20 protein-coding genes and 3 tRNA genes are annotated in these 19958 nt (G+C 66.1%); 17 read left to right on the top strand and 6 right to left on the bottom strand.

Going from position 1 to position 19958, the window contains the following annotated elements; genetic code table 11:
* Window positions 1-29 precede the first annotated feature (29 nt).
* The gene (locus OU996_RS16045) at window positions 30-884 is read right to left on the bottom strand and encodes a hypothetical protein (RefSeq protein ID WP_267582613.1); all 855 of its coding nucleotides are present in this window, start codon (window positions 882-884) and stop codon (window positions 30-32) included.
* 399 nt (window positions 885-1283) lie between these two features.
* Here OU996_RS16045 and OU996_RS16040 point away from each other — a divergent pair, with 399 nt between their 5' ends.
* Entirely contained in the window at window positions 1284-1808 is a 525-nt protein-coding gene (locus tag OU996_RS16040) for a hypothetical protein (protein ID WP_267582612.1), read from the top strand.
* Window positions 1809-1922: 114 nt separating this feature from the next.
* On the opposite strand, the gene OU996_RS16035 is transcribed toward OU996_RS16040, so the two are convergent.
* From OU996_RS16035 to OU996_RS16025, 3 genes are all read right to left on the bottom strand, one after another.
* Entirely contained in the window at window positions 1923-2453 is a 531-nt protein-coding gene (locus OU996_RS16035; RefSeq protein WP_267582611.1) for a hypothetical protein, read from the bottom strand.
* A gap of 528 nt (window positions 2454-2981) precedes the next feature.
* Window positions 2982-3056: transfer RNA gene (locus OU996_RS16030), tRNA-Glu, on the bottom strand.
* Between the two features lie 217 nt (window positions 3057-3273).
* The gene (locus tag OU996_RS16025) at window positions 3274-3696 is read right to left on the bottom strand and encodes a VOC family protein (protein WP_267582610.1); all 423 of its coding nucleotides are present in this window, start codon (window positions 3694-3696) and stop codon (window positions 3274-3276) included.
* 53 nt (window positions 3697-3749) lie between these two features.
* Here OU996_RS16025 and OU996_RS16020 point away from each other — a divergent pair, with 53 nt between their 5' ends.
* The 13 genes from OU996_RS16020 to OU996_RS15960 all read left to right on the top strand — a co-directional run bounded on the left by OU996_RS16020 (window position 3750) and on the right by OU996_RS15960 (window position 13973).
* A complete protein-coding gene (locus OU996_RS16020; RefSeq protein ID WP_267582609.1) occupies window positions 3750-4526 on the top strand; it encodes an SIR2 family NAD-dependent protein deacylase in 777 nt (258 codons plus the stop codon).
* A 130-nt stretch (window positions 4527-4656) separates the two neighbouring features.
* On the top strand, window positions 4657-5253 hold the full coding sequence (locus OU996_RS16015) for a cold-shock protein (RefSeq protein ID WP_267582608.1): 597 nt from the start codon (window positions 4657-4659) through the stop codon (window positions 5251-5253).
* Window positions 5254-5377: 124 nt separating this feature from the next.
* Window positions 5378-5782, top strand: coding sequence for a DUF192 domain-containing protein (locus OU996_RS16010; RefSeq protein WP_267582607.1), 405 nt, complete (start codon window positions 5378-5380; stop codon window positions 5780-5782).
* A 91-nt stretch (window positions 5783-5873) separates the two neighbouring features.
* Window positions 5874-5950 (top strand) — tRNA-Pro (locus OU996_RS16005).
* Between the two features lie 47 nt (window positions 5951-5997).
* Entirely contained in the window at window positions 5998-6303 is a 306-nt protein-coding gene (locus OU996_RS16000; protein WP_267582606.1) for an ETC complex I subunit, read from the top strand.
* Window positions 6304-6328: 25 nt separating this feature from the next.
* A tRNA-Arg gene (locus OU996_RS15995) sits at window positions 6329-6405 on the top strand.
* Window positions 6406-6694: 289 nt separating this feature from the next.
* The gene (locus tag OU996_RS15990; RefSeq protein WP_267582605.1) at window positions 6695-8341 is read left to right on the top strand and encodes a sensor domain-containing diguanylate cyclase; all 1647 of its coding nucleotides are present in this window, start codon (window positions 6695-6697) and stop codon (window positions 8339-8341) included.
* A gap of 53 nt (window positions 8342-8394) precedes the next feature.
* Window positions 8395-9111: an SOS response-associated peptidase gene (locus OU996_RS15985; RefSeq protein WP_267582604.1), complete on the top strand. Its 717-nt coding sequence runs from the start codon at window positions 8395-8397 to the stop codon at window positions 9109-9111.
* Between the two features lie 99 nt (window positions 9112-9210).
* Window positions 9211-9789, top strand: a complete 579-nt coding sequence (locus OU996_RS15980) for a nucleoside 2-deoxyribosyltransferase (RefSeq protein WP_267582603.1) — start codon at window positions 9211-9213, stop codon at window positions 9787-9789.
* Between the two features lie 196 nt (window positions 9790-9985).
* Window positions 9986-10228: a hypothetical protein gene (locus tag OU996_RS15975; protein WP_267582602.1), complete on the top strand. Its 243-nt coding sequence runs from the start codon at window positions 9986-9988 to the stop codon at window positions 10226-10228.
* A gap of 150 nt (window positions 10229-10378) precedes the next feature.
* The gene (locus OU996_RS15970; RefSeq protein ID WP_267582601.1) at window positions 10379-11638 is read left to right on the top strand and encodes an aminopeptidase; all 1260 of its coding nucleotides are present in this window, start codon (window positions 10379-10381) and stop codon (window positions 11636-11638) included.
* A gap of 97 nt (window positions 11639-11735) precedes the next feature.
* Window positions 11736-13835: an OmpA family protein gene (locus OU996_RS15965; protein ID WP_267582600.1), complete on the top strand. Its 2100-nt coding sequence runs from the start codon at window positions 11736-11738 to the stop codon at window positions 13833-13835.
* Between the two features lie 3 nt (window positions 13836-13838).
* Window positions 13839-13973 (top strand): hypothetical protein, encoded by a 135-nt coding sequence (locus OU996_RS15960; protein ID WP_267582599.1) that lies wholly within the window; start codon window positions 13839-13841, stop codon window positions 13971-13973.
* Window positions 13974-14095: 122 nt separating this feature from the next.
* Here the strand turns inward: OU996_RS15960 and OU996_RS15955 are convergent, their stop codons facing one another.
* Entirely contained in the window at window positions 14096-16396 is a 2301-nt protein-coding gene (locus OU996_RS15955; RefSeq protein WP_267582598.1) for a lytic transglycosylase domain-containing protein, read from the bottom strand.
* A 321-nt stretch (window positions 16397-16717) separates the two neighbouring features.
* Between OU996_RS15955 and dapA the strand changes: the two genes are divergently transcribed.
* Both dapA and smpB read left to right on the top strand, forming a co-directional pair.
* The gene (gene dapA / locus OU996_RS15950) at window positions 16718-17608 is read left to right on the top strand and encodes a 4-hydroxy-tetrahydrodipicolinate synthase (protein ID WP_267582597.1); all 891 of its coding nucleotides are present in this window, start codon (window positions 16718-16720) and stop codon (window positions 17606-17608) included.
* 40 nt (window positions 17609-17648) lie between these two features.
* Window positions 17649-18125 (top strand): SsrA-binding protein SmpB, encoded by a 477-nt coding sequence (gene smpB, locus OU996_RS15945; protein WP_267582596.1) that lies wholly within the window; start codon window positions 17649-17651, stop codon window positions 18123-18125.
* Window positions 18126-18202: 77 nt separating this feature from the next.
* Here the strand turns inward: smpB and efp are convergent, their stop codons facing one another.
* On the bottom strand, window positions 18203-18772 hold the full coding sequence (gene efp, locus OU996_RS15940) for an elongation factor P (RefSeq protein WP_267582595.1): 570 nt from the start codon (window positions 18770-18772) through the stop codon (window positions 18203-18205).
* Between the two features lie 127 nt (window positions 18773-18899).
* Here efp and epmA point away from each other — a divergent pair, with 127 nt between their 5' ends.
* The gene (epmA, locus tag OU996_RS15935; RefSeq protein ID WP_267582594.1) at window positions 18900-19955 is read left to right on the top strand and encodes an EF-P lysine aminoacylase EpmA; all 1056 of its coding nucleotides are present in this window, start codon (window positions 18900-18902) and stop codon (window positions 19953-19955) included.
* Window positions 19956-19958 lie beyond the last annotated feature (3 nt).

Here is a 19958-nt window from a genome sequence, read left to right as displayed (position 1 = left end):
GTGAGATGATGGTGAGCGATGAAAGCCGCTCAGTGCGTCGGGAACAGCAGCTGCACCTGGAGCTGCAAGATCCAGCTCCCCGCTCCGGTCGGCCTTACCACGTTGTTGAAGACCTGGACGCGGGCGTTGATCGGCTGTTCGTCAAGTTTGAAGACGCGTCCGATGCCTCCGCCGAGCGGGACTAGCCAGCGGTTGCCACTGGATGCCAGCCAGTCCGCGGTCATCACCGGGGCGGATGACAAATACCAGCCGTCCGCCATGTTGTAGTTGATGAAGGGATTGAGGGTCAGCCGGTTGACGTGTGGTCCCTCGCTGCCGGCCCACATATTGTTGGCGAGAAAGCCGACCACCCAGGGCCCCTGAATCGTCAACGCGGCCAGTGCCGGGCCGGCGCCCCACTTATTGACCCCCAGCACGTCGTCCGTGGCGGTCGGGAGCTGGAATTGTGGTCCGAACCCGATCATCGTTGAGCCGGTATTCGCCGGCACGAAATAGAATTGCGGGTTCAGAGGCCCGAGCCCGAACTCAGGACCTTCGGTCGGACGCATGCGGGGCTGACTGATCACCGGCGCGATCCAGCGCGTCACGAGGTTCCAGTCCTCATTGAGATGAAACGGGATGACCGGCTCCACCAGCATCACATTCTGCGTCTGCCCATAGGGGCCGGCTGAGAAGCTGGTGTTATTCTGAAATGGGACGCTGATCATGTTGGAGATCGGATTCTGCGCTGCAGCGGCATCCACCTCGGTGCGCGGCTTGGCCTGCGCCGTTGGGCCGACCTGACCGGTCCCCGATGTCTGCGCGGTGGCCACCGTAATAGCGCCGAGCATGGCCACCATGGCGAATGCAGACCCGCTGATAGAACCAACAATCCAGTTCGACACGGCCAGTCGCTCCCTCTCTCTGCGCAGCGGGCACGCCGCTGTGTGGCGCAGTCGCCGGTATCGGAAGGCCGCATGGTCAGCGAAAGGGCATGCAGGGATAAGGGAAGGTTCGGCCAAACAACGGTGACGAGCGGCCAATGATTGAACGTCACCCCGGGTAAAACCGGACGTCACGCTGGATGAGGTAGGTGGGGCAACGCCACGCGCCGTCGCCGGATCGGCCACCAGCACGAAGTCGCCGACCTTCACGGCCTCCCAAGGGCTGGCATCGCGCGGCTCGGCAGCCACCACTGTCTCGACTTTCGGCTCGGACGCGGCAGGAGACGGTAGGCGACTAGATTGAATCAGCTATAAGAAACCATGGGGGCGTATGAAAATGACCGATCGAGGGACTGCAGTATGATTTCTGATGTTGAAAAAATAAAAAATTCAGAATACTACTACGTTCCAGCCAAAGTGTACTTAGAGACCTCAAAATACTTGTATGCAAGCCCACTCCGAAAATCGCACGGAATGACACTTTCCATTCTTCCAATGAATCTTTTATTGGCATTTTCTCTTGAGCTATATCTAAAATCGTGGCTTGCATATTGTGGATATATTAAATATACTTTTTCATCCAGGAAATTTGGTCACAATTTAAATAATTTATACGATCACTGTTTGAAAAATGGCATGAATAATGATGAAGAGTTTAAAAAAATAATTTATTTCTATCATGAACCACACAAAGATTTTGAATATAGATACTTTGATGGCAGTAGAGATCTTAAGTGTATGGATTTTCTTGAAATTATAACGATAATTGATAGCATCGAAGATTGTGTGGACAAATTCATAGGGGCAAGTGCGCGCCCTCGACAATATGCCCACGAATTGGATTTGTTTCTTCTGCAACGAGAGCAGATTACTGAGACAAAATAAGGGCTTTTGCTTGGAATCGAGCCCCAATATTAAGTAAGCGCGCTCCTGCAGCAGTTCTCGCCGGCGATCGAAATGGGACGTGCTCGGCGCTTTGACGCTATATGATCAATTAGATTAATGGTTGTAATCGAGGGCGCGGATCAGAACTTTAGATACGCGTTCGTAAATCGCAAAATCCAAGTGATCCATAATAAGCGCAAATTCCGGCTGATGCGGGATCGGGCCTGTATGATCACCAAACCACCTGCTATACTCGCTTCGGTCTAGAATTTTCGTTGCAATCTGATCGATCGCATCTAAAATTCTATCGGAGTAGCGCTTCATTGCGATGCTATGGCCGCTAGATGTGAGAAGGCTCGCCATTACCGCTGAGTTGCCTGCCGCTCCATGGGTGGTGAAGCCATGAAGCGCAAGCAGCGTACTCTTTCTGGGCAGGTTCGCTTCATCGGATGGCTCGACCCCGACGAGGGTTAAGCCGACATGACGATTGACTTTCACCGCTGCCGAATGGGCCTCGCCCGAAAAAAAGCTCTTGTGATCGCCAACGAAAAGCAGGCACGCCTCGTTGCGCCGGAACCGCACATATAAGAGGTCGTCACCATACGACTGGCAGCCTTTGGCGCGTGATAGATGCAGATGGTGCATCTGATACGCATTCAAAGCGAAGTCGCGGGATTTCCAGTCTCTGCCGTTGCCTGGTTGCCAAACGTAGGTTTCGCCATGCACGCGATGAGACAGGTAAGGCGAGAGGTCGCCCCCCTTCTGATGGCATCGACAATCTCAAAAATCTCGCCTGCCCATTTGAGCGCGCGTTTGCTGTCCCAGAAGTCTGCCAAGTATACGATCTCGCGCGGACGCTGGGGGACATACCGGGCCACATGCTCTAGGTACGCATCCAGAATGGCCCCGAGGTGAGCGCATTCTAGAAGCGGCCTCGTTCTTGAGGTCAGCCGCAATCGCTCCACCAGATGCTGCCGAAAATTGAGGAGAATTTCGCTTTCAGGTGAGCCGCTTGTGCCGGCAGCGTCGTCCACCGAATACCTCGAAATCATTCGATCGGTCGAGCAAGCGGGGCCACGACACGTCCGTGCGCGCCCCCCAACATTCGCCAGCGCTTATTAGACGAATATTCGACAAATCAGAGGCGGGGATGGGCTAACCCATTGAAAAGCCTGGCGCGCCCTAGGGGAGTCGAACCCCTCTCTCCACCGTGAAAGGGTGGCGTCCTAACCGATAGACGAAGGGCGCGCAGGCCGGGGCCTTATAGGGGCGCGCGGGCCGGCGCACAAGAGGGCATGCATCGCGTCATCCACAGGCTCGCGCGAGTGCGGGAGTGACCAGTCGCAAGACCCAGACCGGAGGCGCCGATGCCTCCGGTCCTGCCTGTTGTGGCAGCGATGGGCCATCTCGGCTCGGGTGAGCCGCGGTCGTCCGCATCACCAGCGAGGATGTCGCTGGGCGCGTCTCACCACTTGCCGGTGTTCGGCATCGACGCCCACGGCTCCTGCGGGGGCAGGGCGCCGCCCTTCTGCAGCAGCTCGATCGAGATGTTGTCGGGCGAGCGGATGAAGGCCATGTAGCCGTCGCGCGGCGGGCGGTTGATGGTCACGCCGGCGGCCTGGAGCTTGGCGCAGGTGGCGTAAATGTCGTCCACCTCATAGGCCAGATGGCCGAAATTGCGGCCCTCGCCATAGGCCTCGGGATCCCAGTTATAAGTGAGCTCCACCTCGGCGACGCCGGCTTGGCCAGGCGCCGCGAGGAACACCAGCGTATAGCGGCCCTGGGGCACTTCCTTGCGGCGGACCTCCTCCAGACCCAGCTTGTTGACGTAGAAATCGAGAGAGGCGTCGATGTCGGTGACGCGCACCATGGTGTGAAGGTACTTCATGGGTCCTCATGCGGGCTGTGGCGGCCGGGCCGCCTGGAGAGTGGTCGCAACATATGACGGCGGACGATGACATCAAGATACGCTGTGCCGAACTGGGCGTGATCCTTGCCGGCGCGCGCCGGGGCGTCGCCTTTACGGGCGCGGGCATCTCGACCGAGTGCGGCATCCCCGATTTTCGTTCGCCCGGCGGACTGTGGACGCGCAATCGTCCGATCGACTTCGAGACGTTCCTCACCCGGCGGGACATGCGCGACGAGGCCTGGCGCCGGCGCTTTGCCATGGAAGAATCCTTTGGCGGCGCGCAGCCGGGTCGGGGACACCGGGCTCTGGCGCGATTGGTATCTGAGAACCGCTTTGCGGGCATCGTCACACAGAACATCGACGGCCTGCATCAGGCGGCCGGCGTGCCGCCCGACAAACTGGTCGAACTCCACGGCAACACGACCTACGCCACCTGCCTCGCGTGCCAAGCCCGCTACGAAATCGGCTGGGTGCGTCTGTATTTCGACGCGAGCGGCGGTAGCGCGCCGGATTGCCAAGCGTGCGACGGCCCCATAAAGACGGCGACCGTGTCCTTCGGGCAGCCCATGCCGAAAGAGGCGATGGAGCGGGCGCGGGCACTGACGCACGGGTGCGATGTGTTCCTCGTGCTGGGCTCCTCGCTCGTCGTATGGCCGGCGGCGGGCTTTCCGGCGGCCGCCAAACAACGTGGCGCGACGCTCGTCATCGTGAACCGCGAGCCGACGGAATTCGACGCCGTGGCTGATCTCGTCATTCACGCCGATATCGGTGACGTGCTCGAGCTATCCATGGGCCTTCATGGTAATTAAGCACCGTCGAGGTTCGTGCCGAATCAATTTGGGTGTTTTCGTGGCGGGATCGGGTGCTATGCTTGCCCGAGCAGAATCATAAGGCGCTGGTCAGGCGGCGGGGCGCAGCGTTCGCGGAGGTAAATGGCCGATGGTCTCGGACGGTACCTTGCCAAATTATGGCCTGGCGGAGCACGACGCGCTGGACGCGGATGATGCCAGCGACCGCGCGGAAGGCCTCCTCCAGATCGCCGGCACCATCAAATGGTTCGACGTCTCGAAGGGCTATGGATTCGTTGTCCCCGATGGTGGTGGCAGCGATGTCCTGCTGCATGTGACCTGCCTGCGCCGGGGCGGTTTTACTACCGCTCAAGAGGGCGCCCGCGTGGTCTGCGAGGCCATCACCCGCGAACGCGGCTTTCAGGCCCTGCGCGTGCTCTCGATGGATGCCTCGACCGCGCTGCACCACTCCCAGCTTCCGCAGGCGCGCACCCATGTGGCGGTCCAGCCGGTCGGCGGGTTCGAGCGGGCATGGGTGAAGTGGTTCAACCGGCTGCGCGGCTTCGGCTTTCTCTCCCGCGGGGAGGGGACAGAGGACATCTTCGTCCATATGGAGACGCTGCGGCGCCACGGCTTGACCGAATTGCGGCCCGGGCAGATGGTGCTGGTCCGCTTCGGGCCCGGACCCAAGGGTCTGATGGCGGCTGAGGTTCGGCCAGACGGGGCCACCACGCCCTCGTCGCACTAGGGAAGGCGCCCCGCGCCCCGCATTAATGGTATCATTTTACGTTCCGGCCGGGGCTTACCGCTCCGTCGTTCCGGTTTTTACCCGGTGGCTTTGCCTTTTCCTGCTTCTCGCCGGGCTCAGCTTGATGGCGCCTCCCGCCCGCGCGGCGAGTTTCGAGCCGCTCACCATCGCCACGGCCAAGGGCACTATCAGCTTTACGGTCGAGATCGCGACCACGCCGGCGGAGCGGGCGAAGGGGCTGATGTACCGCACCGAGCTGAAGCCGGATGCCGGGATGCTGTTCGATTTCGAGGTCGATCAGCCCGTCTATATGTGGATGAAGAACACCTATATCCCGCTCGACATGCTGTTCATCCGCTCGGATGGGCGGATTGCCTCCATCACCACGGACACCACCCCGCTCTCGACCGCGACGATCTCCTCGGGCGTCGCGGTGCGGGCGGTGCTGGAGCTTCCGGCCGGCACGGTGCGGGCCCGCGGGATCGCGGTTGGCGACCGGGTCAGCCACCGGATGTTCGCTGCGCCGTGACGGACGGCCCGATAGGGCAGGATCGGCTTGACGGCGCCGCGCGTGGATGCGATGCCGCTGTTCATGTGCTGGCGGCGACGCTGGCGCTTGTCGGGGTATAGCGCAGCCCGGTAGCGCGGAAGTTTTGGGTACTTCAGGTCGCAGGTTCGAATCCTGCTGCCCCGACCATCCGGATATGCGAAATTCGCCGGCACGACGCTATGGGAGCGAGTTGAATGGTTGCACGCATCTACAAGCCGGCCCGCAACGCGATGCAGTCGGGCACGGCGAAGACCAAGCTCTGGGTGCTGGACTATGAGCCGGAGGTCGCCCGTCAGGTCGAGCCGCTGATGGGTTACACCAGCTCCGCCGACATGAAGAGCCAGCTTCGTTTGCGCTTCGAGAGCAAGGAAGAGGCGGTCGCCTATGCCGAGAAGCATGGCATCGCCTATCAGGTGCAGGAGCCCAAGGAGCCGACGCGCCGCCGCATCGCCTATTCGGACAATTTCAGCTTCCGCCGCCTCGGCCAGTGGACGCACTGATCGGCAACTCCCGGATCGCCTCCCCGGCCGCGTAGCTCAGCTGGATAGAGCAGCCGCCTTCTAAGCGGCAGGTCGCTGGTTCGAGCCCAGCCGCGGTCGCCATCCGGCGCGCCGTTCGTCGCGTGCCGATGGCTTAATCGAAGACACGGAACACATAGGCCAGCATTAGCAGCGTGAGTGCGGCCAGCGTTGCCTTGAAGACAAACGATCCTTCTCCGCCCATGCGCGCCTCCACTGACTCGGCGCAGGAGACAGCGCGGACCAAGGGGATTCAACCCGAGCAAATTACCGCTCGCCACAGCCGCCTTTCCCGGCAAGGATTTGTTCTGCCTCAACGCCGCACGCGCCAGGGCCGCTTAAGTAAAACGATACCCCCGAATCGGCTGGCGCCATGAAGCTGCCCTCTATCTCCTCGCGCCTGGAAACCCTGCTGCTCCCGTTGAGCCTCCTGGTCTCGCTGCTGCTGATCGCCGCGACCAGCCTGACGCTGTGGATCACCTATGACGAGGTGACCCGGAAGGCGCTGCGCTCATCGAGCGACATGCTGCATCTCGCCGAGAACCACATCTCGCGGGAGGTGGATCTGTGGCTGTTCGCGCTTGATCTCGCGGTGTCGCTGACCAGTCCGACGGGTGGCGCGCTGGGTGACGACCGGCAGTCCGCGCTGTTTAGCGTCGCCGAACGGCTTCCTTCGCCCGTCAACCTGTTCCTCACCGGTCCCGACGGGCAGGTGCGGGCTGATCCGATGGACGCGGTTCCCCTCGACGGGGCGCCGTATCTCCGGAGCTTCGTGCAACACATCCGCGACGGTAGTGATGCACCATCCATCAGTGAGCCCGTGCCGTGGCTTGCGGGGGCCAACAAGGCCATTCTGATGGGGCGGCGGCTGGTCGACGCCGACGGCGGCTTTCGCGGCGCGGCGGTGGTGGCTGTGCCGGTGGCGTTGTTGGAGCGGGTTATCGACGATCTGCAAGGCCGCGGTCCGGAGGCGGTCAGCCTCGCTCTGTTGAGCGCTGATGGTGCCATGGTAGCGGGACGCCCGCTCGCCCTGTTCAACGGCCAGAGCCGAAACAAGCGCGATGCCGCCGGCGATGCGCTTCAGCAGGCGCTCGCGGCGGCGGAGCGCGGGGGCGTCATGCATGCGCGCGGCGGCTTGCCGGGTGGGCCGGTGGACCAGACGCAGGTGGAGGATGCCACGCGCATATTGACCTTCGGCTGGATCGCCAACACCAACCTGCTGCTCGTGGCGTCGCAGTCCACCACCCAGATCTATGCCAAGTGGTTGGAAAGGCTGTTCATTCTGAGCGCTGTCGTCCTGCTCATGTGCGTGGCCGCCATCCTGCTCGCGACCAAGCTGCGCACCGAATTGCGGCGCCGGCACCAGGCCGAGATCGACATGGCGGCCCTCGCCACGACCGATGGCCTGACCGGCCTGCCCAACCGTCGGCGGTTCGACGAGGTCATGCAACGCGAGCGTGACCGGGCCTGCCGGGCGAGGCAGCCGCTGAGCCTTCTGGCGCTCGATGCCGACCGCTTCAAGCGGATCAATGACAGCTATGGGCACGCCACCGGCGACGAGGTTTTACGCTTATTGTCCAAGGCGATAGCGGGACAGCTTCGCCGCCCCGGCGACTTCGCGGCCCGCACCGGGGGCGAGGAATTCGCAGTCCTTCTGCCCGAAACCGATTCCACCGGCGCCCTCCATGTAGCCGAGCGCATCCGCGCGGATTTCGCGGCGGCGACGGGCCGCTTCTTCGAGGGGCGGGATGGCTGCACCCTGAGTGTCGGTATTAAAATACTGACGCCAGCGCGGCCGGAGACGGTCAGCCAGCTGCTCGTCTGCGCGGACGCGGCGCTTTATGCCGCCAAACAGGGCGGGCGGGACCGGGTGGTTCTGGGTCCGGTCCGGCCGGCCAGTCAGTGCAGTGAGGTGACCAGTCAGGGCAATGAGGTGAACAGTCAGGCCGATAAGACGCGGCACACCGACGGGGGTCCCGATCCGCTCTGGCCGGAAGGACAGGCCGGCTGCTTCGCCTGAGACCGGCCCCGACCCTTCTTGGCCGGCGGTGCCGCACGGGCTAGCTTTCGGCCATGTGCAATCTCTACAGCCACCGAAGCAATGTTCAGGCGATCGCCGATCTGGTGCGCGGCCTCACGGGCGAGCTCCATAACGGCGCCGGCAACCTGCCGCCGCAGCCGGGCATCTTCCCGGATTATCCCGCCCCCATCGTGCGGCCACGGGCGGCGGATGGGGCGGGGCAGGGGGCGGAGCTCGTCCTTGCCCGCTGGGGGATGCCCTCGCCCGCCTTCCTGCTGGAGGGGCGGGGGCGCGATCCCGGCGTCACCAACATACGCAAGGTCGATTCGCCGCATTGGCGGCCCTGGCTCGCGCCGCAGCATCGCTGCCTCGTGCCGTTCACGAGCTTTTCGGAAAATGCCCTCGCCACTCATGAGCCGGTCTGGTTCGCGCTGGGCGAGGACCGCCCGCTCGCCTTCTTCGCGGGCCTTTGGACCCGCTGGACGGGGGTGCGCAAGGTCAAGGAAGGTCCGGTCACCACGGACCTGTTCGGCTTCCTCACCACCGAGCCGAATGCCGTGGTGGCGCCGGTGCATCCCAAGGCGATGCCGGTGATCCTGACCACGGCGGAGGAGCGCGATGTCTGGCTGCGCGCGCCGTGGAGCGAGGCGCGGGCGCTGCAGAAGTCGCTGGTGGATGACGCGCTGGTCGTGGTGGCGCGCGGGGCGAAGGAGGATCCCCCGCCCGAGGTCGAGCCCGTCCGCGATCTCTTCTCGCTGCTGGGGCCTTGAAGGCGGTGCGGCCGGTCCGGGCGCGGGGTTTGCGCGTAGGTGCTGGGCTCGGCTACATCGCGCCGTCGCGGGCGCGATCCGCCTGAAGGGAGTTCGACCATGTCGCTTCGCCTGTACCTCGCGGGACCGGACGTGTTCAGGCCGGACGCCGCCGAGCGTGGCGCCGAGCTGAAGGCGCTATGCGCCAGCCTGGGCGTGGAGGGGCTCTACCCGCTCGACGGCACGACGACCGACATTCGCCGGCGCTGCATCGCCATGATCCATGAGGCGGATGCCATCATCGCCGACATCTCGCCGTTTCGCGGCGTCCACATGGACCCCGGCACGGCCTTCGAGATCGGCTATGGCGAGGCGCTCGGCAAGCCGTTCTTCCTGTGGTCGCAGGAGTGCCGCACGTTGACCGAGCGCGTGCCGGCCGATGAGCGGGGTCGCGACGCGCTGGGCCATCTGGTCGAGGATTTCGGCAAGCCGGAAAACCTGATGATCGTGCCGGACGGGCAGCAGGTCTGGGCGAGCCCGGCCGAGGCCATCATTGAGGCCGTCGAGGCGCTGAGCTTCACCAGCAAGAACCGCCAGCTCCAGCGGCAGACCCGCGCGGCGGTGCTGGTGGCGATCGGCGTCAGCCTCGTTGTGGCCCTCAGCGCCGGCATGGTGGTGGACTGGCTCGTCGGCTGGTGATCGCCCGCAAAGCCGCGCCGCCGCTGCGTCAGCGTCTCGTCCGGTGCCCCGGAGCCTGCTATCATGGAACCATCCGACGAGCTCCCGCTTGGGCCTTGTCGGCCGGCCGCCATCATGGCGCCGGTTCACGCAGGCGAGGGAGACCAGCATGCGCAGGTGGGTTGAAATTGGGCTTGGGATGGTGTCGGCGGTTGCGATGACCGCGGGTCTGGGCGGCTCGGCCCAGGCGCTGAAGGCATATCTGCCGCATATGCAGAACCCCAATATGGAATTTACCGGCCCGTTCGAGGGCGATCTCTACACGCGCACGGACGTGCTGCCGCAGGGACGGCCGTGGTTTCCCTCTCTCGGGCCGAGCTATGGCGCCTATGCCGATCCGTGGTTCGCTCCCAAGGGACAGGTGATCGTGAAGCCGACGGCGCGTCCGGTCACGAAATAGCCCGGAGCGGCGTGGCTTACTCACCGCGCGGCGGCCCTGGCCCGCCGCGTTCGGGTTCGGCTGCCTTGACGGGGAGGGCATGGGCTCTCTTGAATGGCGCGCGACTCGAAATGACGACGAGCCTCACCAGGACGAGTATCGGAGAAGCCCATGACCAAGCACGCTGGCGTCCCCCCGGAAGCCCTCTCGCATGACGAGCGGCTCGACCGGCTCGGCGAAGTGGCGGTGCGCGTGGGCCTCGGGCTGCGTCCGGGCCAGGAACTGGTGATGACCGCCGCCATCGACGCGCTGCCGCTCGTGCGCCGCATTACCGAACATGCCTACAAGGCCGGGGCGAGCCTCGTCACCACCCTGTTCCATGACGATGAAGCCGCGCTGATGCGCTTCCGCAACGCGCCGGATCCGAGCTTCGACCAAGCCAGCGGTTGGCTCTATGAGGGTATGGCCAACGCCTTCAAGAACGGCGCCGCCCGGCTCGCCATTTCCGGCGACAACCCGGCGCTGCTGGCCAATGAAGATCCCGACAAGGTCGCCCGCGCCAACCGGGCGCGCTCCAAGGCCTATATGCCGGCGCTGTCGCTGATCGCCGGCTTCGACATCAACTGGACCATCGTGTCCTACGCCTCGCCCGCCTGGGCCAAGGCGATGTTCCCCGATGATCCCGAGGACATCGCGGTCGCCAAGCTCTGGCACGCCATCTTCGCCGCCTCGCGCGTCGACACGCCGGACCCGGTCGCCGCCTGGGACGCGCATAATGCAGAACTCAACGCCCGCACCACGCGGCTCAACGCCCGGCGCTACGCGGCGCTGCGCTTCCGCGGGCCGGGCACCGACCTCACCGTCGGCCTCGCCGACGAGCATGAATGGGCCGGCGGCGCCTCCACCGCCAAGAACGGCATCATCTGCAACGCCAATATCCCGACTGAGGAGGTGTTCACCACGCCTCACAAGGACCGGGTGGACGGCTATGTCGCCAGCACCAAGCCGCTCTCCTATCAGGGCACGCTGATCCAGGACATCGTGGTGCGCTTCGAGGGCGGGCGGATCGTCGAGGCCAGGGCGCGCACCGGCGAGAATGTGCTCAACAAGGTGCTGGAAACCGACGAGGGGGCGCGTCGCCTTGGCGAGGTGGCGCTTGTGCCGCACTCCTCGCCGATCTCGAAGAGCGGGCTTCTGTTCTACAACACGCTCTACGACGAGAACGCCGCCAGCCACATCGCGCTCGGCCAGTCCTATTCCAAATGCTTCATCAACGGTGCGTCGCTGACGCCGGAGGAGCTGGCGGCGCGGGGCGCCAATTCCAGCCTCATCCATATCGACTGGATGATCGGTTCGGGGGAGGTCGACGTCGACGGCATCACCGCCGCCGGCGCGGCCGAGCCGGTGATGCGGGGCGGGGAGTGGGTCTGACGACCCGGCTATCGAGACTGTCTGAGGCGCCTGTCGCTTGTCATGGCTCCCGCGGGCGGCGGGAACCGGGCCGGCGCCTTCATGGGGGACGTGCGTGATGTGTCGATGGCGGAGCTGGTGGAAGGGGCTGCCGGCCCTTGTGCTGCTGCTCGCGGCCGCCCTGCATTTCGGGCGGGCGCCGATCGAGACGGAATTGACCGACCGTGCCGACCGGCTGCTGGTGGCCATCGGCGAATCCTGGGCCCATGCGAGCTTCAAGGGCCGCGACGCGGTGCTGGAAGGCGAGGCGCTGTCCGAGGATGCGCGGGTCAAGGTCCGGGCCGAGCTCGGCCAGCTGTTCGGCGTGCGCCTTGTCGAGGACCGCACGACCCTGCTGCCCGAACGCCGGCCCTTCACCTTCGCCGCCATTCGCGACGGCAATAAGCTGAAGCTGGAGGGCTATGTGCCCTCGCCCTATGCGCGCAAGCGCATCATCGAGGCGGCCGAGAAGATGACTCCGGGCGTCGCGCTGAGCGGGGCGAAGGAACTGGTGCGTGCGCGCGGCGTGCCGGCCGGCGATTTCATCGGCGTGGTGAGTTTTGGCCTCGACCAGCTCGCCAAGATGCAGCGCGGGCGCTTCACCCTTTCGGACGACGCCTTCTCCATCGAGGGCCGGGCGCCGGATTTCACGACCTATGACGAGCTGGAAGTCACCGTGCGCAGCGAATTGCCGGTGGACTTCAAGCTGGCGCGCTTCGCCGTGCTGCCGCCGGCCGTCTCGCCCTTCATGTGGTCGGCCGCGCGCGAGCCCGATGGTGTGGTGCTGGACGGCTATATCCCGCTCGGCGATGCCCGCCGGGCGCTGCTCGACATGGTGCGGGCCGCCGTGCCCGGCGCGGCCATCTCCGACCGCCTGCGCCTCGCCGATGGCGCCCCGCCGACCGAGGGCTGGCTGAAGGCCGTGTCCTTCGCGCTGTCCCAGCTCGGGCGGCTGCCGGGGGGCAAGGTCACGCTGTCCGGCACCACCATCATCATCGAGGGCGTCGCGCCCGACTTCGCCGCCTATGACGCGCTGGCCGGGGCCCGGCGCGCCGTGCCGGAGGGCTATACGCTCACCCGCTTCGCGGTCGAACCGCCGACCGTCGCGCCCTTCGTGTGGGGCGTGCAGCGCACCGGCAGCGGCATCCGCCTCACCGGCTATGCGCCTTCCGAGGACGCCAAGCGCCTGCTGCTCGACGCGGTGCGGGCGGGCTTCCCCGGCGTGCCGCTCAGCGACGAGATCCGCATCGCGGCCGGCGGGCCGGCGGCAGAGGCGTGGGTGAACGCCACGGTGTTCGGCGTCAGCCAGCTCGCCAAGCTGCGCGCGGGCGCGGTGCGCGGCAAGGACGCCACACTGGCGATCAGCGGCGAGGCGGTCGATTCGGCGGCCTTCGCCACCGTTGACGCCGCGCTGGCCGGGCCGCTGCCGGGCGGCTTCACGCTGATGCGCGATGTGCGCCCGCCGGTGGTCTCGCCCTATGTGTTCAGCCTGCGCAAGGACGGGCAGGGGCTGACCCTCTCCGGCTTCTACCCCGACGCGCCGGCTCATGCCGCGCTGCTGGCGGACGCCAAGGCGCTGCTGCTCGGCGCGCCGGTCAACGACGTCTCGGCGCTCGCCCAGGGTGCGCCGGCGTCGTTCTCGGCGGCGGTCACCGCGGCGTTGCAGGAGCTTGCCCGCACCAGCGCCGGCGAGGCGCGCTTCGACGATTCAAAGCTGCGCTTCACCGGGACGGTGCTGTACCCGGCCGCCATCGAGCAGATCCGCGCCAATCTCACCCAGGCGCTGCCGAAGAGTTTCACGCTCGATCTCGGGCTCGACATCGCCGCGCAGATCATGGCGGGCGACAACACCCAGTGCCAGAAGGCGATCGACGATCTGCTGACACGCGGCAGCATCGGCTTCTCGCCGGCAGGTGACGCCATCGCGCCGTCAAGCCGTGGGCTGCTCGATCATGTCGCCGCCGCCGCGCGCGGCTGTCCCGACGCGCTGGTGACCATCCGCGTGGAAGTGCCGGGCGCGACGCCCACCCTCGCTGGCGCGCGGGCGCGGGCGGTGTCGGACTATCTCGCCCATGCCGGCATCGCGGCGGACCGGATCGTCACCGATGGCGCGGCCGCCATGGCGCAAGGCCAGCCCGCCCCCGCGCTGCCGGCCGGGCTCCAGCTCATCGTGAGGTAAGTCATGTGGTATCTGACGCTTGAGCTCTGGCCCTATGTCGCCGGCGCCTTCGCCATCGGCGCGGCGACCGGCTGGCTCTCCGGCTGCCACCCGCGCAGAACCGCGCCCGTTGCCACCTCCGAGAACGAGGTAACGTGATGAGCGAGTTCGCGATCGAGGTGACGGGGCTGCTGCTGGTCACCTATGGGCTGGGCTGCATCGCCGGCTGCTGGCTGCGGCGCACCCTCGCGCGCCGCAAGGCCGGGATCTGAGGCCAAAGATCAGAGCCGCGAGCCGCGCAGGTCCGCCTCGATCTGCAGCGTGTCGCGCGAGCCGAAGCGGGCCTTGTAGATCTGCGCGTTCTCCATCACCCGCTGCACATAGTTGCGCGTCTCGGAGAACGGGATGCGCTCCACCCAGTCGATGGGATCGACCGAGGGGTCGCGCGGGTCGCCATAGGCGGCGATCCATTTGGAGACATTGCCCCGCCCGGCATTGTAGCCGGCGAAGGTGAGGACATAATTGTCCTGATAATTGTCGAGCAGCGCGCGCAGCTCAGCGGCACCGAACTGGACGTTGACCGAGGGCACCCGCAGCTGCGCCGGCGCGAAGGCGACGCCGGTGCGGTTGGCGATGGTGCGCCCCGTCGCCGGCATGACCTGCATGAGCCCGGTCGCCCCGGCGCTCGACACGGCCGAGGGGTTGAACATGCTCTCCTGCCGGGCGATGGCGTAAACCAGCGCGCGGTCCACATCCGTGGTGATCGGCTTGTAGCTGGGGATGCCGATGGTCGGGTACGCCTCGGCTTCCAGCTTGAAGCCGCGATTGAGCGCGATCTTGCCGACCGTGGTCATGGTCCGGGCGTCGCCATCGGCGCGCGCCACTTCCGCCAGCAGCCCGAGCTGGGCGGCATCCGGCAGGCGCTCGGCGAGGTCATAGGCGAGGGCGAGCTGCAGGCTCGACCGGTCGGTCTTCTGCAGGAGCTTGTAGATCATCACCCCTTCGTCGCGGGCGAAGGCGGCGCGCTGGGCGGCGTTCGCCGCCGGCGCGGCATGGACCTTCACAGTGGGGCGACCGAGCTTGGCGCTGGCTAGCTGGCCGTAATAGGCGGTGCCGTATTCGGCCGCGGCCTCGTAATGCTGGCGGGCGCTGGCGGTCGAGCCCAGCGCCTCCCAGGCGCGGCCCTGCCAGTAGAAGCCGCGCGCGATGGTCGCGGGGTGAACCTGATTTTCCGCCACGCGGCTGAAATGGGTCAGGGCGGTCTTCGGATCCTTGAGGAAGCGCAGCGCGATCCAGCCGGCGGTGAATTGAGCTTCCGCGCGCTTGTGGTCGTCTTCCGGAAGACCCGCGCCGCTGGCCACCTTGTAGGCCGTGCGGGGGTCGCCCTGGTCGAGTAGTTCGCGCGCCACCAGACGGCGCTCCGTCCACCACTCATCGGGATCGACCAGCACGGCCGGATCCTTCGACACCGCCGACAGGGTACGGGCCGCCGCCTGGTCGTCGCCGCCGCGCCGCTGGATCTTGGCGAGGGTGTAGAGATAGGCCGGGTCCGAACGCAGCGAGCCCGGCACGGCGCCGAGCAGCTTCTGCGGGTCGCCATTCTTGGAGAACAGCGCGATGCGGGCCTTGGCGAGGGCGACGACATCGTCGCCGGCGCGCTGGGCGGCGCGCAGGCCGCGCTCGGCATCCTCGGCATAGAGCATCTTGTCGGCGCGGTATTTGTGGTCGGCGCGCGTCAGCACGCCGCCGAACTCGGCCATCACCGTCGATTCGACGTCGGAGGACAGCATGTCCTCGCGCCAGGCATCACGCAGCCAGGCGGCGCCCGCCTTCTGGTCGCCGGCGGCGAACAGGGCACGGGCGAGCGCGATCTTGCCCTCGCCGGAATAGGGGCGCTGCTCGCCGAAGAAGGCGAGGATGGTCTGCGCATCCTTGTTCTCGACATAGAGCAGATATTCGAGCCGCCGGCGCAGCACGATGGGGGTCGGCAGCGTCGGGTGGGCGCGCAGGATCGAGACAGCGCGGTCAAAGCCGACATCGCGGGCGGTGACGCGCAAGGCGAGCCAGCGCACCAGCGCCTGCGCGCCCGGATCGCGCATCGAATCGGCCATGGCGAGCGCGGGCGCGCTCTGCCCCTGCTCGATCAGGGCAATGGCGCGCTGGAGGTCTGCCGGCGCACCGGAAAGTACGGGCGTGGCGACCGCCGGGGTCGCAAGGGCGGGAATCGCGGCGGCGGCGGCCACGGGCTTCGCAGCGGGTTTCGTCGCGGGCTTGGCCGCCGTCTTCGCCGTGGATTTCGTAGCAGGCTTGGCCGCGCTCTTGGCCGCAGGTTTGGCGGCGGGTTTCGCCGCTGCCTTCGGGGCGGGTTTCGCGGCGGGCTTGCCGCTGGTCTTCGCGCCCGGCTTGGCCGGCGGGGCGGGCGGCGTCGGCGTGGAACTGGCGGCGTTGGCGAGGGTGGCGGGCATGGCGGAGGCCAGCAGCATGGCCGCGATAACGGGGAGGATCAGCGCGCGACGGCCCGTCGCTCGCCGGAGGCCCGGCTTGCGCGTGCTGTTCGATTCCTGCCGCTTCGTATCGCTCATGGCCGACGAACTCCCGACAAGCGGGGCATGGCCCGCACCGCGTGGCTGGCCCGGCCCGGGCCGCCTCGCTTCCTTTGTCGCGCGATCTTATTGACGAATTGCTAACCACAACCGCCCGCATGAGGGCGTGCCCCGCGCTCTCGGCGGTTGTAGGCACGCAACCCGGCGAAACGGGGGCAGCGTGGCGCCGCGCCCGATCTTTGCCAAGTATTGCCGCAACAAGGCCCTTCCTTCCGCCACGCCGACGCGATATTCCATGCCCCCTTTGCAGCGCCATGTGGGTTGGCCTGCGACAATATGAGAAGAATTCAGGAGCGCGCCATGGCCCATTCGCTGCCCTTTCGTGGATCCTTCACGGCGTTGGTGACGCCGTTCCGCGATGGTGCGCTGGATGAGAAAGCGTTCCGCGGCCTCGTCGACTGGCAGATCGAAGAAGGCATTCACGGCCTCGTGCCCGTCGGCACGACCGGCGAGAGCCCGACCGTGTCGCATGACGAGCACAAGAAGGTCGTCGAATGGACCGTCGCGCAGTCCGCCGGCCGCGTGCCGGTGATGGCGGGGGCGGGCTCCAACAACACGATCGAGGCCATCGACCTCGCGCGCCACGCCGAGAAGGCGGGGGCGGACGCCGTGCTTGTGGTGACGCCCTATTATAACAAGCCCGGCCAGGAAGGCCTGTACCAGCACTACAAGGCGATCAACGACGCCATCGGCATTCCGATCTACATCTACAACATCCCCGGCCGCTCGGTGATCGACATGTCGGTCGAGACCATGGCCCGGCTGTTCGAGCTGAAGAACATTGTCGGCGTGAAGGATGCGACCGCCAATCTCGTGCGGGTGAGCCAGCAGCGCCAGGCGATGGGGACAGGGTTCAACCAGCTCTCGGGCGAGGACGCGACCGCGCTCTCCTTCATGGCGCATGGTGGCCATGGCTGCATCTCGGTCGCCTCGAATGTGGCGCCCAAGCTCTGCTCGGAGCTGCTGAACGCGTGCCTCGCCGGCGATTACGCCAAGGCGCTGGAGTTGCAGGACCGCCTGTTCCCGCTGTTTCAGGCGCTGTTCGTTGAAACCAACCCGAGCCCCACCAAATATGCGCTGAGCGTCCTCGGGAAGATCGCCGACGAGGCACGCCTGCCGATGGTGCCGGTGAGCGAGGGCACCAAGGAGATCGTCCGTTCGGCCATGCGGCACGCCGGGCTGATCAACTGACGGGACACGGGGCATACGCTCCGGTGTCGGAGCGAGAGTGATGGCCGAGAAAAAGAAAGAGCTGCCGCGCAAAGTGGTCGCGGACAACCGCCGCGCCCGCTTCGATTACGAGATCGGCGAGGTGTTCGAGGCCGGTATCGCGCTCAGCGGCACCGAGGTGAAGAGCCTGCGCGAAGGCAAGGCGACCGTGGCCGAGAGCTATGTCTCGGCCAAGACGGGCGAGGCCATCCTCTACAATTCCTTCATCCCGGAATATCTGCAGGCCAACCGCTTCAATCACGAGCCGCGCCGGCCCCGCAAACTGCTGCTGCAGAAGCGCCAGATCGCCCGCCTCTGGCAGGCGGTCGAGCGCGAGGGCATGACCGTGGTGCCGCTGAAGATCTATTTCAACGAGCAGGGCCGCGCCAAGATCGAGATCGCCGTGGCACGCGGGCGCAAGGCGCATGACAAGCGCGAGGCGCTGAAGGAAAAGGACTGGGCGCGCGACAAGCAGCGGCTGATGCGCAGCCGGGGCTGAGGTTCGCCCGCCAGAGTCGAAAACAAAGAAAAGCCCGGCACTTGGCCGGGCTTTTTGATTCGCCCTGTCAGGACCGGTCAGTCCTTGGCGCGCTCGACATAAGAGCCGTCCGCCGTCATCACGACGATGCGGGTGCCGACGCCGATATGCGGGGGGACGGCCGAGCGCACGCCGTTCGACAGGATGGCGGGCTTGTAGGAGGAGGAGGCGGTCTGGCCCTTCATGGCCGGCTCGGTCTCGGTCACCTCAAGCACCACGCGCTGGGGCAGCTCGATGGCGATGGCGTTGCCTTCATGCACCGACAGCATGACCTGCATGCTCTCCTGCAGATAGGCGGCCTGATCGCCGATCACGTCCTTGGAGACCGCGACCTGATCGTAATTCTCGGGGTTCATGAAGTGGTAGCCCTCACCGTCCGAATACAGGAAGGTGTAGGGGCGATCCTCGACATGGGCGCGCTCGACCTGCTCGGTGGTGCGGTAGCGCTCGGAGATCTTCACGCCATCGGAGATGCGGCGCATGTCGATCTGCGTCACCGGCGTGCCCTTGCCGGGATGAATGTTCTCGGCGGTCAGCACGACATAGAGCTTGCCGTCGATGTCGAGAACGGCGCCCTTGCGCAGCGTGCTGGCGATGACCTTGACCATGGAGGTTCTCTGGCTGTTGGGTGCGCCGCATCGCGCGGAGGCACCGGGGGATTCCATTTGGCGCCTCCTATACAAGCGCGCCCGTCATCCGCCAACCCCGCCGGCGCAACCTCTGCGGAGCGATTCCATGCCTGCCCTTCCTTCGGTCGACGCCTCGCTCTGGTGGTCCCCGGATGTGTATGCCGACCGGCGACCCTTCCTGCTGGCGCGCCAGCGGCTGCAGGCGGCGCTGCGGGGCTTCTTCGCGGCGCGGGATTTCGTCGAGGTCGAGACGCCGATCTTGCAGGTCTCGCCGGGCAACGAGATCCATCTCAAGGCTTTTGCCACCGAGCTGGAGCGACCCGATGGCACGCGCGCGCCGCGCTACCTGCACACCTCGCCCGAATTCACCGCCAAGAAGCTGTTGGCGGCGGGCGAGCCCCGGCTGTTCACCTTCGCCCGCGTGTTTCGCAATGGCGAGCGCACCGCGCTGCATCACCCGGAATTCACCATGCTGGAATGGTACCGGGCCGGGGAGAGCTATGAGGCGCTGATGGCCGATTGCGCCGCGCTGCTGGCGCTGACCGCCGAGGTGGCGGGCGCGCCCATGGTGCGGTTCGGCGGGGTGAGCTGCGACCTCACCGTGGCGCCGGAGCGGGTCACCGTGGCGGAGGCCTTCACCCGCCATGCCGGGATCGACCTGATGGCGACGGTGAGCGCCACCGACACCGACCGCGACGGCCTCTGGCACGCGGCCCGCGCGGCCGGCATCCGCGTGGCGCAGGATGATGGCTGGGCGGATGTGTTCACCCGCATCATGGTGGAGAAGGTCGAGCCGGTGCTGGGTGTCGGCCGACCGACGATTCTGTGCGAGTACCCGATCTCGGAGGCGGCGCTTGCCCGCCCCAAACCCGGCGATCCCCGCGTCGCCGAGCGCTTCGAGCTTTATGTCTGTGCGGTCGAACTCGCCAACGCCTTTGGCGAACTGACCGACGCCGCCGAGCAGCGCCGCCGCTTCGAGGGCTGGATGGACGAGAAGCAGCGGCTTTATGGCGAGCGCTACCCGATCGACGAGGAGTTCCTGGCGGCGCTGGCCCATATGCCGGAAGCCGCCGGCATCGCGCTCGGCTTCGACCGGCTGGCCATGCTGGCGAGCGGGGCGCGGCGCATCGAGGAGGTGCTGTGGGCGCCCGTCGCGCCGTGAGGC

The organism is Ancylobacter sp. SL191, from assembly GCF_026625645.1.
GTDB lineage: Bacteria > Pseudomonadota > Alphaproteobacteria > Rhizobiales > Xanthobacteraceae > Ancylobacter.
This window is presented reverse-complemented; position numbering and strand designations above follow the sequence as displayed.